The following is a 14,669-nucleotide window of genomic DNA, read 5'->3' on the forward strand; positions in this document are numbered from 1 at the left end:
CGCCCGTCGAAAAGGTTGTCCGCGCGCGCACCCGGAGTGACGATGTCCCCATCCTCATCGCCTTCCGGGGAGGCCGAGTTGACCGATCCATGGGTGGCCCTGGAGCCGGGGGCCGACCCTGCCGAGCGGGTACGGGTGCTGCGTCGTGCCCATGAGACGTTCACCGAGGCGGGGACCGTGTCGAAGCCGGTGCGTGCCGTGGTGGCCGACTCGTGGCGGCGTTCCGCGCGGGCCGGTGTGGGTCCGGACGGGACCGCGAGTGTGGAGCTGGCGGACGGAGATCTCGGCGCTTATCGCGCGGAGCATCCGCTGGCGCGGGTGATGCCGCTGTTCCGGGAGCTGCTGGGCACGTTCGCCGCCGACGGCGAGCATCTGCTCGCGGTGTGCGACGCGCACGGCCGGCTGCTGTGGGTGGAAGGTCATCCCACCACGCGGCGGCGGGCGGGGCGGATGAACTTCGTGCCGGGTGCGCGGTGGGCGGAGACAGCGGTCGGCACGAACGCACCGGGCACGGCGGTCGCCGTGGACCGGCCGGTGCAGGTGTTCGCGGCCGAGCACTTCATCCGCCGCGTGCAGCCCTGGACCTGTGCCGCGGCTCCGGTGCACGATCCGCGCACCGGGCGGGTGCTCGGGGCGGTGGACATCACCGGTGGGGACGGGCTCGCGCACCCGCACAGTCTGGGGTTCGTACAGGCCGTGGCACGGGCCGCGGAGTCCCAGCTGGCGCTGCTCGCCCCGCCCGCGCCCACCGCCGACAGGCCGGAGCTGAGCGCGCTGGGCCGCGACGAGGCGCGGTTGCTCATGGGCGGCCGCCGGGTCAGGCTCAGTCGCCGGCACAGCGAGATCCTGGTGCTGCTGACCCGGCATCCGGAGGGGCTGACCGGGGACGAGTTGCTGTGCGCGCTGTACGAGGACGAGTCGGTGACGCCGGTGACGCTGCGCGCCGAACTGGCCCGCCTGCGCCGGGTGCTGGGGCCCGGTCTGCTCGCCTCGCGGCCTTACCGGCTCACGGTGCCGGTGGAGTCGGATGTGGCGGTCGTGGAGCGGCGGCTGGAGACGGGTGCGGTCACGGCCGCGGTCACGGCGTACGACGGACCGCTGCTGCCGGGCTCGCAGGCACCGGCGGTGGTGCGGCTCAGGCGGCGCCTGGCCGACGGACTGCGGACGGCGCTGATCGCGCGCCGCGACCCCGACCTGCTGGCCGACTGGGTGCACGCGCCATGGGGTGAGGACGACGTGGAGGTGTGGCGGGCACTCGCCGCCGTGCGCCCGACGGCGGCGGTACGGTCGAGGCTGGCCGCGCTGGAGTCCGAGCTCATGGCACGGCCTTCTTGGGAGGGCCGTCCGCCACGCTGACGGAGGCACCGGCCGGCTGACCGAGGCACCAGCCGACTGGTCGAGCCACCGGCGGGCTGGTCGAGCCACCGCCCGGCTGGTCGAGCCACCGACGGGCTGGTCGAGCCACCGCCCGACTGGCCGAGCCACCGACGGGCTGATCGAGCCACCGCCCGACTGGCCGAGCCACCGCCCGACTGGCCGAGCCACCGGTCGCCGACTGATCGAGCCACCGGTCGGCTGATGGAACCACCGGCCAGGCTGCTGGATCCACTGGAACACCGCCCCACGCAACGTACTTGCAACCTCGCCGTCCCTAGCCTCGCGCCGAGAGCTGCCCAACGGCGGGCAGCGCTTCTTCGGGAGGCAGAGCAGAATGACCCGTTACGCGGCGCCCGGCACCGAGGGCGCGATCGTCTCCTACCAGGCGCGCTACGACCACTTCATCGGCGGTGAGTACGTGCCGCCGATCAAGGGGCAGTACTTCGAGAACCCGAGCCCGGTGAACGGGCAGCCGTTCACCGAGATCGCGCGGGGCACGGCGGAGGACGTGGAGCGGGCGCTGGACGCGGCGCACGCGGCCGCACCCGCGTGGGGCCGGACGGCGGTGACCGAGCGCGCCGACATCCTGCTGAAGATCGCCGACCGTATGGAGGCGAACCTGGAGAAGTTGGCCGTAGCCGAGAGCTGGGAGAACGGCAAGCCGGTGCGGGAGACGCTGGCCGCCGACATTCCGCTGGCCGTCGACCACTTCCGCTACTTCGCGGGCGCGATCAGGGCGCAGGAGGGGTCACTCGGCGAGCTCGACGACGACACGGTGGCGTACCACTTCCACGAGCCGCTGGGTGTGGTCGCGCAGATCATCCCGTGGAACTTCCCGATTCTGATGGCGACGTGGAAGCTCGCCCCGGCGCTGGCCGCGGGCAACACGGTCGTGCTGAAGCCGGCCGAGCAGACACCTGCGTCCATCCACTACTGGCTCAGCCTGGTCGCCGATCTGCTTCCGCCCGGTGTGGTCAACATCGTCAACGGCTTCGGCGTGGAGGCGGGCAAGCCGCTGGCGTCCAGCCCCCGGGTGGCCAAAGTGGCGTTCACCGGGGAGACCACGACCGGCCGGCTGATCATGCAGTACGCCTCGGAGAACATCACCCCGGTGACCCTCGAGCTGGGCGGCAAGTCCCCGAACATCTTCTTCGACGACATCTGGGCGGCGAACGACGACTTCCGGGACAAGGCGCTCGAGGGGTTCACGATGTTCGCGCTCAACCAGGGCGAGGTGTGCACGTGCCCGTCCCGGGCGCTGGTGCAGCGCGGTCACTACGCCGAGTTCATGGAGGCGGCGATCGCCCGCACCGAGCAGATCAAGACCGGCCACCCGCTCGACACGGACACGATGATCGGCGCGCAGGCCTCCAACGACCAGTTGGAGAAGATCCTCTCCTACCTGGACATCGGCCGGCAGGAAGGCGCCCGGGTGCTGACGGGCGGCGAACGTATCGAGCACGACGGCGAGTTGAAGGGCGGCTACTACGTCCAGCCGACGGTCTTCGAGGGCGACAACCGTATGCGGATCTTCCAGGAGGAGATCTTCGGGCCGGTCGTCTCGGTGACGTCCTTCGACGACTTCGACGACGCCGTCAAGATCGCCAACGACACGTTGTACGGCCTCGGTGCGGGCGTATGGACGCGGGACATCAACACCGCGTACCGAGCGGGCCGCGCCATCCAGGCGGGGCGCGTCTGGACGAACTGCTACCACGCGTACCCGGCACACGCCGCGTTCGGCGGCTACAAGGGGTCGGGGATCGGCCGTGAGACGCACAAGATGATGCTGGAGCACTATCAGCAGACGAAGAACCTGCTGGTGTCGTACTCGCCGAAGAAGCTGGGCTTCTTCTAAAGCGGCTACGAAAACGCGCCTGACCTGTTCTTTTACCGTCAGGCGCCGTGGCTTCGGGCCTGCCTGCTTCTTCTAGGTGGGAATCCGCACCGTCTCCACCCAGCTCGGAGGCTGCGGCGCGGCAGAGCCGATCAGAGCCGCGATGATGCGGCAGGGTGGGCTCTCGTCGGGCCAGGGGGTGTATCCGTCGGTGAGGACGACGACGATGTTCGGGCGGTCCCGTGCCGCGAGGGCCGCTTCGATACCGACGCGCATGTCCGTGCCGCCACCGCCGCCCAGGGTGATCTGCTCGGTGGCGGTCACCCGGGACACGGCGTGCACGTCGGCGTCGCACGCGAGCACGGTCACGCGGTTGCCGCGTATGCCCACCTCGCGCAGGACACCCGTCACCTCCCCGAGGGCGGCCGCCAGTTCGGCGTCGCCCATCGATCCGGAGGTGTCGATGACGACGGCCACCCGCGGCAGCGGGCGGCGCAGGCTCGGCAGGACGACGCCGCGCAGCGCCGGAGTACGGCGCGAGGGTCGGCGGTAGGTGTAGTCGACGGCTCCGCCGGCCCATGCGGCGGCTTCCCGTACCGCGCCGGACAGCGCCCGTCGCCAGTCCACCGTGGGTTCCAGGACCTCCTCGGCCCAGCGCTGCCAGCCCCCGGGCAGCGTGCCGCGGGTGCGCTGGTGGGCGCGCATCGCCTCGGCGGTCTGCCGCCGCAGGGCCTGCGCCTCGACCTCGCCGAGCCGGGCGGGGCCGGCCGACTCCGGGAGTTCCCAGGGCGAGGGCCGGCCGTGGGCGCCCGATCCGCAGTCCGGCGTTCGTACGTGCGGCGGGAGTCGGTCGACGTACGCCTCGAACAACTGACCCTCGGGGAGGCCGAAAAGGCGCGGTTCCATGCGCCCCTCGGGCAGGCGCAGGCCGTCGGCGAGGAGATCGTCGTTGATCTCGCAGTCCTGGGCGACGTTGACGCGGTGCCCGTCGCGCTGGGCGGCGGCGGGGAGGCGGTCGGCGCGGCCATGGTGGTCGCGCAGCAGGTGCGCCGCCTCGTGCACCCAGACGCCCGCCAGTTCGGGAACCGGCGTCGCGTCGACGAAGGCGGGGGACACATAGCAGCGCCAGTGCCGGTCCACCCCCATCGTCGGGACGTCGGTGCTCGCGACGACGGTCAGCGCGTACAACGCCGACGCCAGATACGGCCGGTCGCTCGCCGCCCGGTAGCGGGCCGCGAGCAGCTTGGTCACGTCCAGGGCGCGGCGCGCGTCCCCCGTCACCGGCCGGCGCCGGGCAGCGCCCCGGACATCTGCAGCAGGTCCAGGAACCCGTCGATGCCGGGCGGTACGGGCCAGTCGAGCCGCCGCATCGCCGCGAGGTCGGTGGCGGCGCGGGCGGCCACGTCCGGTACGCCCGCGTCCACGGCCTTCGCCAGCACCGCCCAGCCTGCCTCCCACCAGGGTCGGGTGAGGTCGCTCTGGATGGCGGCGACGACCGCGATGAGGAACGCCAGTTGACGGTCGCCGCGGTCGGGCAGGGCGAAGGCGTCGGGGTCGGCGAGGACACGGTCGGGGTCGGGCAGATCGAGGTGTTCGAGGTACGACAGCAGCTCGATGCCCGCGCCGTCCCCGACGGCACCGGTGAGCGCGGCGGCCAGCGCCTCACGGCCGACGCCGGCCGCGTACCCGGCGGCGAGCAGCCTGAGTGCCATCTCCCAGGTCCGGGGGGACGGCCAGGAGCGGCCCCGGCTCTCGGCGTCGCCCGGTATGTGGTGGACCAGGCCGGGCCGGGCCGTGAGGAAGCCGGAGATCGCGCCACGGGCCCGTGCGACAGCACCGGGCACCTTGGCGGCGGCGACCACGGGCACGGTCACCTCGGGCCAGGTGCCGGCCATGCCGCGGGCGACCGTCCGGGGGTCATGGGTCCATTCGAGGTGGACGAACCGGTTGGCGAGCGGGGGGCTGAGATGCCAGCCGTCCGCCGCGCTGGACGGCGGGTTGGCGGCGGCGACGATCCGCACCGCCTCCGGCAGGACGAGGCTGCCGACCCGCCGTTCGAGCACCACCCGCAGGAGCGCGGCCTGCACGGCCGGGGGTGCGGAGGACAGTTCGTCGAAGAAGAGCAGGCCCTGTCCGGCCCGGGCGAGGCGGACCGCCCAGTCCGGCGGGGCCATCGGCACACCGGTCACGGCCGGGTCGTCACCGACGATGGGCAGTCCGGCGAAGTCGGAGGGCTCGTGCACGCTGGCGATGACCGTCTCCAGCGGCAGACCGAGCCCGGCGGCGAGCTGCTCCAGGCCGGCCGACTTGCCGATTCCCGGCTCTCCCCACAGCAGGACGGGCTGATTCGCCGTCACGGCCAGCGCGAGCGCTTCCAACTGCGGGTTCGCGGCGGGCTCGGTCCGGCGCGCGCGCAGCCGTCGGTTGAGGTCGTCGGCGGCCGCCAGCGGGCCGGACGGCGCGGTGGGGGCGGTACCGTCTGCGCTCAACGGACCGGCTTCGCTGCTCAACGGACCGGCTTCGCTGCTCAACGGACCGGCTTCGCTGCTCAACGGACCGGCTTCGCTGCTCAACGGACCGGCTTCGCTGCTCAAGGGACCCGCTTCGGTGCTCAAAAGGTCAGCTCTTCCTCGTCGTCGGGATCGTCCGCGTCGTACTCCTCCTGCTCGTCCTGCCATTCGTCCCACCACTCGGCGCCGACGCCCGGGTGCTCCTCCAGTACGCGTGCCCGGAGGAAGGCCAGGTCGCGCCGCTTGTACCGGCGGACGAGCTGGGCGAGTGACAGCTCGGACTGGTCGACCACGTCGAGCCGTGCCCCGGCGGCGACGAGCGCCTCCACCAGTTCCTTCGACCCGAGGTCGTTGACCGCCACGAACAGCGGCGTGCGCTCGCGCTGGTCGCGGGCCTCGAGGTCCAGCCCCTCCGCCAGCAGCCGCGGCAGCAGGGTCCGGTGGTCGAGGAGGTTCAGTACGTGCAGGAGGGTGCGCCCGCCGGCGTCCCGCACGCGGGGGTCGACACCGGCGTCCAGGAGTTCCAGCACGCCGGGGGTGTCACCGTGCTGAGCCCGCATGAACAGTTCGTCGCGTTGCGCCCGCAGCGCCTTCGGCAGGCGGCCCTCTCCGGAGGTCCACGTCTGCTCCACGGCGAAGCATCCGGCGACGGCACCGCCGAAGGCGCGCATGGCGCGCTCGCGTTGTTGCTCCGCGTCGCTGTGCGGCATGCGCAGCAGGCCGCCGGGCCGGAAGGCCACCTCGTGCCATTCGCCCCGGCACCTGACCCGTACGGGTGCGGGAGCCGTCGGCCCCGGCGGGCCGACGGGGCCTTGCGGGACCTGGAGGGCGGGGAACAGCGACTCGCGGACGAGCGGATGCAGTTGCTCCGCCGCGACGCCTCCCACGCGCATCAGGTCGAGGTCGGGGAGCCTGCGCCACAGGGCCTCGGCGAGGATGGGCTCGTCCTTGACGTCGTCCCGGTCGACTACTCGTACCAGCATCCCGGCGGGGCCCGTGGGTTCCAGCAGGAGGTAAGTCCGCCAGTGCTCGGCGATGAGGAAGCGGTCGCCGACGCCCTCGGACATCTGCCGGCGTGTTTCCGGCTCCAGGCGGGTGTGGTTGAGCGCCATCCCGCTCAGCAGCCGCTCCGGGTCCGCCTGGTACCAGCCCGACTTCTGCGGGGGCGTCAGGTCCAGCTCGATGCCGGCGGCGGCGAAGGCGGCCTGTGTCCCGCCCTTCTGGTGCAGCAGCGTGGCCCACTCGGCCCGCGTCACCGGGTCGCCGTCGCCGGGATCGGCCGTCGGCAGTTCGTCCGCGCCGCGCGGGGTGCCGTCGGCGTGGAAGAACGGCGGCCTGTCCGTGCCGCCGCCGCACCGTTCACGCAGTTCGGCGGTGTGCCGTACGTCCCACAGGTGCCGCGCGTAGCGCCAGTCCCCGGTGTCCCGTCCGAAGACGCCCGCGGCTCGCTCGACGACCCCGAGCGTGCTGAACCGCAGAGCGATCCGCTGCGGTCCGGCGATCATGGGACCGGTGGTGATGTGGAGGTACGGCGTGGTCCCGCGGCCCTCGTCCGGCGCCTTGGGGCGGTAGCGCGCCAGCACGACCGTCCGGTCCGTGGCGAGGGTGCTCCGTCCGCCGAGGACGCGGGGCAGGTGCCAGCGCAGCAGGTCCGGGGCGAAGTGACGGAGGTCGTCCTCCAGGGCCTCGGCGACGTCGTCGCCGCAGTGGTCGGCGACATCGGACAGGTCGAAGGTGACATCGACGTTGGCCGCCGCGCAGGCGCCGCGCCAGTCACCGGCCAGCCTGCGTTCGGTCGCCCGCTCGATCATCCAGCCGGGTACCGCGTACCGGCGGATCCGGCGCAGGCTCGCCGCCTCGTCCGGGGGGAAGCAGCGCAGTTCGCCACGAGAGCTCACCGGTAGACGCTCCCTATCGCGCGCAGGTCGGGATGTGTCCTGCCGGCGGGCCGCAGACGCCGGGTGAAGGACCGCTTCACCTTGCGGGGCAGACCGGGTCCCAGACCGACGTACTCCAGGGGCGAGTTGTCGGGCACCGCCGCCAGCAGTGTCTTGGCGCCCCGGCCGGTCAGGCCGGTGTGGCACAGCTCCAGCCGGCGCAGTGGGCTGCCCGGCAGGGCGGCGGCCAGCGCGTGGGCGCCTTCGTCGCCGGTGGTGTTGGCGGGGGCGCCGAGGCTGCGTTCCGACGGCGGCCGCCCGAGGTCGAGTGCCTCGATCCCGGCGAGGGAACCGGCGAGGGCCGAGGCGCCGACCGGGCCGATCCCGTTGCCGCCCAGGCCGAGGCGCACCGGTCGTGCGGGGTCGGTCGCGGCGGCGAGGATGGCGGCGCCTTCGTCTCCGAGGTGGTTGGCGGGGAGGTACAGCTCACGCACCCCCGCCTCACGGATCAGCGCGGCCAGCAGCGGGGCGGCGTCGGCGGTCAGGCCGTTGCCGCCGAGGAAGAGGCGTTCCACCGGGCTGGGCCGGCTGGTGAGGGCCTCGAACAGGGCCTGCAGACCGTCGGTGGTCAGACCGGTGTTGACCAGGTCGAGGGTGCGCAGCGTGGTGTTGCTGCGGAGCGTCGCGGCGAGGGCCCGGGCGCCTTCGTCGCCCACCGGGTTGCGCTTGAGCCACAGGGCGCGGACGGTGCCGTCCGTCGTCAGCGCGTCGGCGAGTGCGGTGGCGCCCTCGGGTCCGATGCGGTTGCAGCCGAGGTAGAGCGTGTGCAGGCCGTGGCCGTCGACCAGCGCGTCGGCGACCGTGCGGGCTCCCTCGTCGCCGATGGCATTGGTGCCGAGCAGGACATGCGTGGCGTGCGGGGAAGCGGCGGCGACCGGCATCAACCGGTCGGCGCCGACCGCGCCCAGTCCCTGCTTGCACAGATCGACACGCCCGTCCGCGCGCACCGTGCCGAGCGGGAAGGCCTCGTCGGCTTCGACCGGCTGGGCGGAGCGAAGTCGGGCGAGCAACGGCTCCAGGGCTGCGGGATCGCTGATCGGGATGTCGGGGTGCTCGATCGCGGGGCAGCGTACGGGTGTCGGCTGCGTCATCACCACTCCACCGGTCCATCGCCGGTGCCCGGCTCGCCGAGGGCGGCATCGCCCTCCGCCCGCCCAGGACGAACCGACGCCAATCGACTTTCCTCCACGACAAGGGCGGCAAGACTGGTCGGATTCGAACCGACGTCCTCCAGCTTGATGCTTGGGCGCGACGACCTCTGCGCTACAGCCTTGCCGCGGAGATCATAGCGGCATTCGCCTCTGTGTTCGGAACCCGGTGGGCCCCTGCACTTTGCCTGATCCGCACGGAGTTTCCCCTGGAGGGACCGGCGTTGACGACTCGCCCCGACCCGTCAGCCGCGTCGGCGGGCGTTGAGGCGGGCGGCCTGGCGGGTCAGATGGGCGCGTTCGGCGAGGTTGGGGGCCTTCTGGGCGGCCTCGGCGTACAGCTGGGCCGCCGTCGCCAGGTCGCCGTCGCGCTCGTGGAGGTAGGCGGCCACCGCGGTGTGGCGGGGCAGGGAGTCGTCCAGTGCCGCGAGCGCCACCAGACCGGCACGTGGGCCGTCGGCCTCGCCGACGGCTACCGCGCGGTTGAGGCGGACGACCGGACTGTCGGTCAGGCGCGCGAGTTCGTCGTACCACTCGACGATCTGTACCCAGTCGGTCTCCTCGGCGGTGCGCGCGTCGGCGTGGAGCGCGGCGATGGCGGCCTGGGCCTGGAACTCGCCCAGCCGGTCGCGGGCGAGGGCCGACTGGAGGATCTCGATGCCCTCGGTGATCAACTGCGTGTCCCAGCGGCCGCGGTCCTGCTCGGCCAGTGGCACCAGGCTGCCGTCGGGTGCGGTCCGGGCGTCACGCCGGGCGTGGTGGAGCAGCATGAGGGCGAGCAGCCCGGCCACCTCGGGATGGTCGATCGCCGACGCCAGTTGCCGGGTGAGGCGGATGGCCTCGGCGGACAGGTCGACATTCCCGGAGTAGCCCTCGTTGAAGACCAGGTAGAGGACGCGCAGCACGGTGGCGACGTCACCGGGCTGGTCGAACCGCACGCCGGAGACGGTGCGTTTGGCCCGGCTGATGCGCTGCGCCATGGTCGCCTCGGGCACCAGGTAGGCCTGGGCGATCTGGCGGGTGGTCAGTCCGCCGACGGCACGCAGCGTGAGCGCGACCGCGGACGACGGGGTCAACGAGGGGTGGGCGCACAGGAAGTAGAGCTGGAGCGTGTCGTCCGCCGAGGGCGTGGGTCCGGGCGGGGGCTCCTCTTCGACGCGGTCCTCACGCCTGCGGCGGGCGGCGTCCGCCCGGGTCGCGTCGAGGAACTTGCGCCAGGCGACGGTGACCAGCCAGCCCTTCGCATCCCTCGGCGGATCGTCCGGCCAGACGCGGACCGCCTCGATGAGCGCTTCCTGCACGGCGTCCTCGGCCGCCGCGAAGTCGGCTCCGCGGCGGACGAGAACGGCGAGCACACTCGGCGTGAGGTTCCTCAGCCGGGCCTCGTCCATCGGTGAGGTCATTCCGTGATGGCGGGCGACACGCCGTAGAACGGGCGCAGCTCGAGCCACTCGTGGATCGGCTTCCCGCCCGCCCCGGGGGCGGCCGACAGTTCCCCGGCCAGCTCGACGGCGCGCTCGTAGCTGTCGACGTCGATCACCATCCAGCCGGCGATGAGGTCCTTCGTCTCGGCGAACGGGCCGTCGGTGACCGGCGGGCGCCCCTCACCGTCGTACCGGACCCACGTCCCCTCGGGGGCGAGCGCCTGACCGTCGACGAACTCGCCGGTCTTCTCGAGCCGGGCGGCGAAGTCCTGCATGTACCGCATGTGGGCCGAGATCTCCTCCGGCGTCCACTGGTCCATGGGCACGTCGTTGGCCGGAGCCGGGGCGCCGCGGTAGTGCTTGAGAAGCAGGTACTTGGCCATCGTGATCTCTCCTCGATGCTCGTGCGATCCATTGTGGTCGCGTTCACCCCGGGGACGGAGCCGGTTGCGGGTTCTCGACATCGCCGCGCGAAGTTTTCCGGCAGGAGGCCGAAGCCCCCGTGAACCGGGGGTTACCCCCACCCTCGACCCGGATGGCCGCCCCATCGATCCGGCTCGCGCACCAAGGCCATCGTTGGACGGTACGGCGAGGACAGGCCCGAAGGTCGCCGACCCGCGTACGTCCAGGGGGCAGACGTGTTCAAGCGCAAGCGTGCGGTGGGTGGGTTACTGACGTTGGCCCTGGCGGTCGGCGTCGCGGCGGGCGCGCCGGCGAGCGGCGACGCGCCGCGGGGGAACGCCGCCGGCACGGTCCGGGCCACCGGCGAGAACACCGCGCTCGGCTCCGCCGACCCCACCGGCCGCCCCCGGCTGTGCGAACTCCTCCGTCGGCTGACCACCGTCGACGGCGGCCCCGGCGCACTCGCCGAAGTGCGGGACCGTACCGGGAGCGCGGTGCTGACCAGCGGTGTCGCCGACGTGCGCAGCGGCGCGCCGATCAGGCGTGACAGCAGGTTCCGGATCGGCAGCATGACCAAGCCGTTCGTGGCGACGGTCATGCTCCAACTGGTGGGAGAGCGTCGCGTCGTCCTCGATGACCCGGTGGAGCGCTATCTGCCCGGCGTCGTCCGCGGGCACGGCAACGACGGGCGCGTGATCACCGTCCGCCAGCTGCTCCAGCACACCAGCGGCGTGCCCGACGTCCTCGACCACCTCGGCCCGGCGGAGATCCTCAAGGACCCCCTGGCCCACCACGACGCCCGTGACCTCGTGGACATCGCGCTCGCCCACCCCCCGACCTTCGAGCCGGGCACCGGCTGGCGCTACTCCAACACCGGCTATCTGTTGGCCGGCCTGATCATCGAGAAGGTGACCGGCCACACGTACGGCGAGGAGATCCGCAGGCGCATCATCACTCCGCTCGGCCTGCGGGAGACGTACGTGCCGGGTGACGACCCGGCGATTCCGGGACCGCATCCGCGCGGGTACGTGCGACCGGGCGCGGACGCGCCCCTCATGGACATCACCGCGGTCAACCCCTCGGTCGCGGGGGCTAGCGGGGAGATGATCTCCAGCGGTACCGATCTGAACCGGTTCCTGGACGCCCTGGTACGTGGCGAGCTGCTGCGCCCGGCCCAGCTGCGGGAGATGACGAGGACGCGGCCGACCGGAAACCCGGACGGCCGGGCGTACGGCCTGGGCCTGGAGAGCAGGCCGCTGCCCTGCGGCGGACTGTACTGGGGTCACACCGGCGACATGCTCGGGTCCGAGACGGCGGGCGGTGCCACGGTCGACGGCAGGCAGGCGACGGTCATGGTGAACCTCGACCCGGGCGGTTCGGACGCGCAGAGCGACGACATCAAGGCCGCCGTCCAGGCCGCGCTCTGCGAAAGCCGCCCGTCGCCCTCCAGGTAGCGCACGCGCAGGGGAGCCACTTACCTCCGCGTGCAGCATGCAATATATTGCATCCTGCCAGCCATCGCCCCATGCCCAAGGACATCCACCGTGACCGACCCGACCGGAACGAAGGAGATCATCGGCATTCTGGGCGGCATGGGCCCCGCGGCCACCGCCGACTTCTACGCCAAGCTGGTGTCGATGACCCCGGGACACAGCGACCAGGACCATCTCAGAACGGTCATCTGGTCCGACCCCACCATCCCCGACCGCACCGCGGCCCTTCTCGGTGACGGACCGGACCCCACCCCCTGGCTCCTCGCCGGCAGCCGTGTCCTGCGCGAGGCCGGCGCCACGGTCATCGCCATCCCCTGCAATACCGCACACGCCTTCGTGCCCCGCATCGTCGACCGTGTCGGCCTGCCGATCGTCCACATGATCGGCGAGGTGGCCCGGCACCTGACCACACTCAGCCCCCAGGTGCGTACGGCAGGACTGCTCGCCACCACCGGCACCGTGCGGGCGGGGCTGTACCAGGAGTGGCTGGACCGTTCCGGCATCGAGCTGGTGCTCCCCGACGCCGACAGCCAGGACGCCGAGGTGATGGCCGGAATCCGCGCGGTGAAGGCGGGTGTCCGCGACGACGCCACGACCGCGGTGCTCGCCCGCGCCGCACGCCGGCTGGCCGACCGGGGAGCGCAGGCGATCATCGCGGGCTGCACGGAGATCCCCCTCGGTCTGCCCGCCGACACGGTCGAGGTCCCGCTCGTCGACCCGGCGCTCACCCTTGCCCGGGCTCTGGTCCGCCGGGCCCGCGCCGGTACGGCGAGGGAGGCGCCGCCCAATCCGATCGGCCTGGGACGTTGACCTCGCGGAAGCCCGAAACGGCCGATGTATCGTACGCAATATGTCGCTCGACAGCCCCGTCTCCCGCCGTCTCCTCAGCGACGAGGTCTTTCACCGTCTGCGCGACTCCATCGTGCGGGGTGAACTCGCCCCCGGGGAGAAGGTCAAGGACAACGAGCTGGCCATGCGTCTCGGGCTGAGCCGCACCCCGGTGCGCGAGGCCCTCGCCCGGCTCGCCGACATCGGTCTGGTCGAGGCCAAGCCCGGCGCGTACACCCGCGTCACGACCCTCAACCGCCGCGACGCCGAGAAGACCCTCGCCGTCCTGCGCTCCCTCGACCGGCTCGCCGTGGAGACCGCCGTCCCGGTGCTGACCGACGAGCACCTGGAGCGCATGCGCGAGGCCAACCGTGACTTCGAGCGCGCCGTCGCGGCCGAGGACACGACCGCCGCCCTCGCCGCCGACGACCGCTTCCACGCCGTGCCGATCGCGGCCGCCGACAACCCCGTCCTCAGCCGGGTCGTCGAGCAGCTCCACCCGCAGCTCCACCGCATCCTCCACCGCAAGTTCTCCACCCTGCTCGGCGGCCGCAACACCGTCGAACACCACGACCAGCTCATCGCCGTCTGCGCCACCGGTGACGCCCGCGCCGCCGCGGAGCTCTCGGGCCGGCACTGGTCCGAACTCGGCGGCCACATCAACCGCCTCTTCGACACCAACCAGTTCGCCGACACGCCCACCCCCTGATGCCGGGGCAGGCGCCCGCGTCGCAGGCACGGGATGCTTGACAGGGAGGGCGCGGGACGAGGGCGGCCGGGAGGTGATGGCGGTGATCGCTGTCCAGTCGATGGCCGCGGACCAGTCGATGACTCTGGCCGCTGACCACTCGATGATCGCCGTCAAACCGGTGGGCACCGTCCATGCCGCACTCGCCGTCAACCCGATGGACGGCGCCTCGGTGCTCGCGACCTTCGGAGCCCTCGGGGTCCTCGTGGTGATCTTCGCGGAGTCGGGGCTGCTCGTGTTCGGCTTCTTCCTGCCCGGCGACACGCTCCTGCTCCCGGCCGGTGTGCTGTGCGCCGGGACCGCCGAGCAGGCGCCCCGCCTTGTGCTGTGGCAGGTGCTGCTGTGCGCGGGCGTCGGCGCGGTGGCGGGCGGTCAGGTCGGGTTCCTGCTCGGGCGGCACGGGGGACGGGCCCTGCTGGCACGCACCGAGAGACGGCGGGTACGGGAGACCGCGGGACGCGCCGAGAAGCTGCTGGCCCGCTACGGGTACGGCAAGGCCCTGGTGATCGGCCGTTTCGTCCCGATGGTGCGGACGGTCCTGCATCCGGCGGCCGGTGCGCTCGGCGTGCCCACGCGGACCTTCACGATCTGGCAGATCGTCGGCGGTCTGCTCTGGTCGCAGAGTCTCGTCCTGGCCGGATACCTCCTCGGAGCCTCCGTCCCCGACATCGACGACTATCTGCTGCCCCTGGTCGCCCTCGTCGTCCTGGTCTCGCTGCTGCCCCTGCTGCCGGTAGTGACCGAGTCGCGTCGCGCGCGGCGCGATCGCTGACGGGTACCTCAAGGGGCCAAGCCGGTACCTCATGCGGCCGAGCACCCATCGACGTTCGACCAGTCGGACATTGTTCGAAACCTCTTGACGCTGTGCCACACCCCGATTGACACTCTCGCAACACGACGTCACACAGCCGACACGGCAGGGTGCCCACGGCCGAGGCCCCGCCATGCCTCAGCAGGGAACTCGA

General features: G+C 72.4%; 12 protein-coding genes and 1 pseudogene. 7 read left to right on the top strand and 6 right to left on the bottom strand.

Features of this window, described 5'->3' with window-relative positions:
• The first annotated feature begins 42 nt into the window (after positions 1-42).
• Together ACIBAG_RS03390 and ACIBAG_RS03395 are read left to right on the top strand one after the other, a co-directional pair.
• The gene (locus ACIBAG_RS03390) at positions 43-1,356 is read left to right on the top strand and encodes a GAF domain-containing protein (RefSeq protein WP_399100409.1); all 1,314 of its coding nucleotides are present in this window, start codon (positions 43-45) and stop codon (positions 1,354-1,356) included.
• A gap of 355 nt (positions 1,357-1,711) precedes the next feature.
• Complete coding sequence (locus ACIBAG_RS03395) at positions 1,712-3,235, top strand: aldehyde dehydrogenase family protein (protein ID WP_399100411.1); 1,524 nt, start codon at positions 1,712-1,714, stop codon at positions 3,233-3,235.
• Positions 3,236-3,307: 72 nt separating this feature from the next.
• Here the strand turns inward: ACIBAG_RS03395 and ACIBAG_RS03400 are convergent, their stop codons facing one another.
• Both ACIBAG_RS03400 and ACIBAG_RS03405 read right to left on the bottom strand, forming a co-directional pair.
• Positions 3,308-4,495, bottom strand: a complete 1,188-nt coding sequence (locus ACIBAG_RS03400) for a VWA-like domain-containing protein (RefSeq protein WP_399100413.1) — start codon at positions 4,493-4,495, stop codon at positions 3,308-3,310.
• Positions 4,492-5,661 (bottom strand): AAA family ATPase, encoded by a 1,170-nt coding sequence (locus ACIBAG_RS03405; RefSeq protein WP_399100573.1) that lies wholly within the window; start codon positions 5,659-5,661, stop codon positions 4,492-4,494. The genes ACIBAG_RS03400 and ACIBAG_RS03405 overlap by 4 nt, the downstream gene beginning before the upstream one ends.
• Between ACIBAG_RS03405 and ACIBAG_RS03410 the strand changes: the two are divergent.
• Positions 5,593-5,754, top strand: a pseudogene (locus ACIBAG_RS03410) (hypothetical protein); the annotation flags it as partial. The gene ACIBAG_RS03405 and the pseudogene ACIBAG_RS03410 sit on opposite strands and share 69 nt — an antisense overlap.
• Before the next feature lie 71 nt (positions 5,755-5,825).
• Here the strand turns inward: ACIBAG_RS03410 and ACIBAG_RS03415 are convergent.
• The 4 genes from ACIBAG_RS03415 to ACIBAG_RS03430 all read right to left on the bottom strand — a co-directional run bounded on the left by ACIBAG_RS03415 (position 5,826) and on the right by ACIBAG_RS03430 (position 10,616).
• Positions 5,826-7,622 carry an ankyrin repeat domain-containing protein gene (locus ACIBAG_RS03415; RefSeq protein ID WP_399100415.1) on the bottom strand — a complete coding sequence of 599 codons (1,797 nt, stop codon included), beginning with the start codon at positions 7,620-7,622 and terminating at the stop codon, positions 5,826-5,828.
• The gene (locus tag ACIBAG_RS03420; RefSeq protein ID WP_399100417.1) at positions 7,619-8,752 is read right to left on the bottom strand and encodes a gala protein; all 1,134 of its coding nucleotides are present in this window, start codon (positions 8,750-8,752) and stop codon (positions 7,619-7,621) included. Before ACIBAG_RS03420 ends, ACIBAG_RS03415 begins: the two co-directional genes overlap by 4 nt.
• A 302-nt stretch (positions 8,753-9,054) precedes the next feature.
• A complete protein-coding gene (locus tag ACIBAG_RS03425) occupies positions 9,055-10,212 on the bottom strand; it encodes an RNA polymerase sigma factor (protein WP_399100419.1) in 1,158 nt (385 codons plus the stop codon).
• On the bottom strand, positions 10,209-10,616 hold the full coding sequence (locus ACIBAG_RS03430) for a YciI family protein (protein WP_399100421.1): 408 nt from the start codon (positions 10,614-10,616) through the stop codon (positions 10,209-10,211). The genes ACIBAG_RS03425 and ACIBAG_RS03430 overlap by 4 nt, the downstream gene beginning before the upstream one ends.
• Before the next feature lie 255 nt (positions 10,617-10,871).
• Between ACIBAG_RS03430 and ACIBAG_RS03435 the strand changes: the two genes are divergently transcribed.
• From ACIBAG_RS03435 to ACIBAG_RS03450, 4 genes are all read left to right on the top strand, one after another.
• Positions 10,872-12,089, top strand: coding sequence for a serine hydrolase domain-containing protein (locus ACIBAG_RS03435; protein WP_399100423.1), 1,218 nt, complete (start codon positions 10,872-10,874; stop codon positions 12,087-12,089).
• 90 nt (positions 12,090-12,179) lie between these two features.
• Positions 12,180-12,938 (top strand): aspartate/glutamate racemase family protein, encoded by a 759-nt coding sequence (locus ACIBAG_RS03440; RefSeq protein ID WP_399100425.1) that lies wholly within the window; start codon positions 12,180-12,182, stop codon positions 12,936-12,938.
• Positions 12,939-12,978: 40 nt separating this feature from the next.
• Complete coding sequence (locus tag ACIBAG_RS03445; RefSeq protein ID WP_399100427.1) at positions 12,979-13,665, top strand: GntR family transcriptional regulator; 687 nt, start codon at positions 12,979-12,981, stop codon at positions 13,663-13,665.
• Positions 13,666-13,807: 142 nt separating this feature from the next.
• Positions 13,808-14,476, top strand: a complete 669-nt coding sequence (locus ACIBAG_RS03450) for a DedA family protein (protein ID WP_399100575.1) — start codon at positions 13,808-13,810, stop codon at positions 14,474-14,476.
• The last annotated feature ends 193 nt before the right edge of the window (positions 14,477-14,669 follow it).

This window comes from Streptomyces sp. NPDC051243, from assembly GCF_044455405.1.
Lineage (GTDB): Bacteria > Actinomycetota > Actinomycetes > Streptomycetales > Streptomycetaceae > Streptomyces.

Excerpts from the sequence above, each read along its gene's own strand:
- ACIBAG_RS03390 (WP_399100409.1), top strand. The coding sequence starts at position 43 with ATGTCCCCATCCTCATCGCCTTCCGGGGAGGCCGAGTTGACCGATCCA.
- ACIBAG_RS03395 (WP_399100411.1), top strand. The coding sequence starts at position 1,712 with ATGACCCGTTACGCGGCGCCCGGCACCGAGGGCGCGATCGTCTCCTAC.
- ACIBAG_RS03420 (WP_399100417.1), bottom strand. The coding sequence starts at position 8,752 with ATGACGCAGCCGACACCCGTACGCTGCCCCGCGATCGAGCACCCCGAC.
- ACIBAG_RS03425 (WP_399100419.1), bottom strand. The coding sequence starts at position 10,212 with ATGACCTCACCGATGGACGAGGCCCGGCTGAGGAACCTCACGCCGAGT.
- ACIBAG_RS03430 (WP_399100421.1), bottom strand. The coding sequence starts at position 10,616 with ATGGCCAAGTACCTGCTTCTCAAGCACTACCGCGGCGCCCCGGCTCCG.
- ACIBAG_RS03445 (WP_399100427.1), top strand. The coding sequence starts at position 12,979 with ATGTCGCTCGACAGCCCCGTCTCCCGCCGTCTCCTCAGCGACGAGGTC.
- ACIBAG_RS03450 (WP_399100575.1), top strand. The coding sequence starts at position 13,808 with ATGATCGCCGTCAAACCGGTGGGCACCGTCCATGCCGCACTCGCCGTC.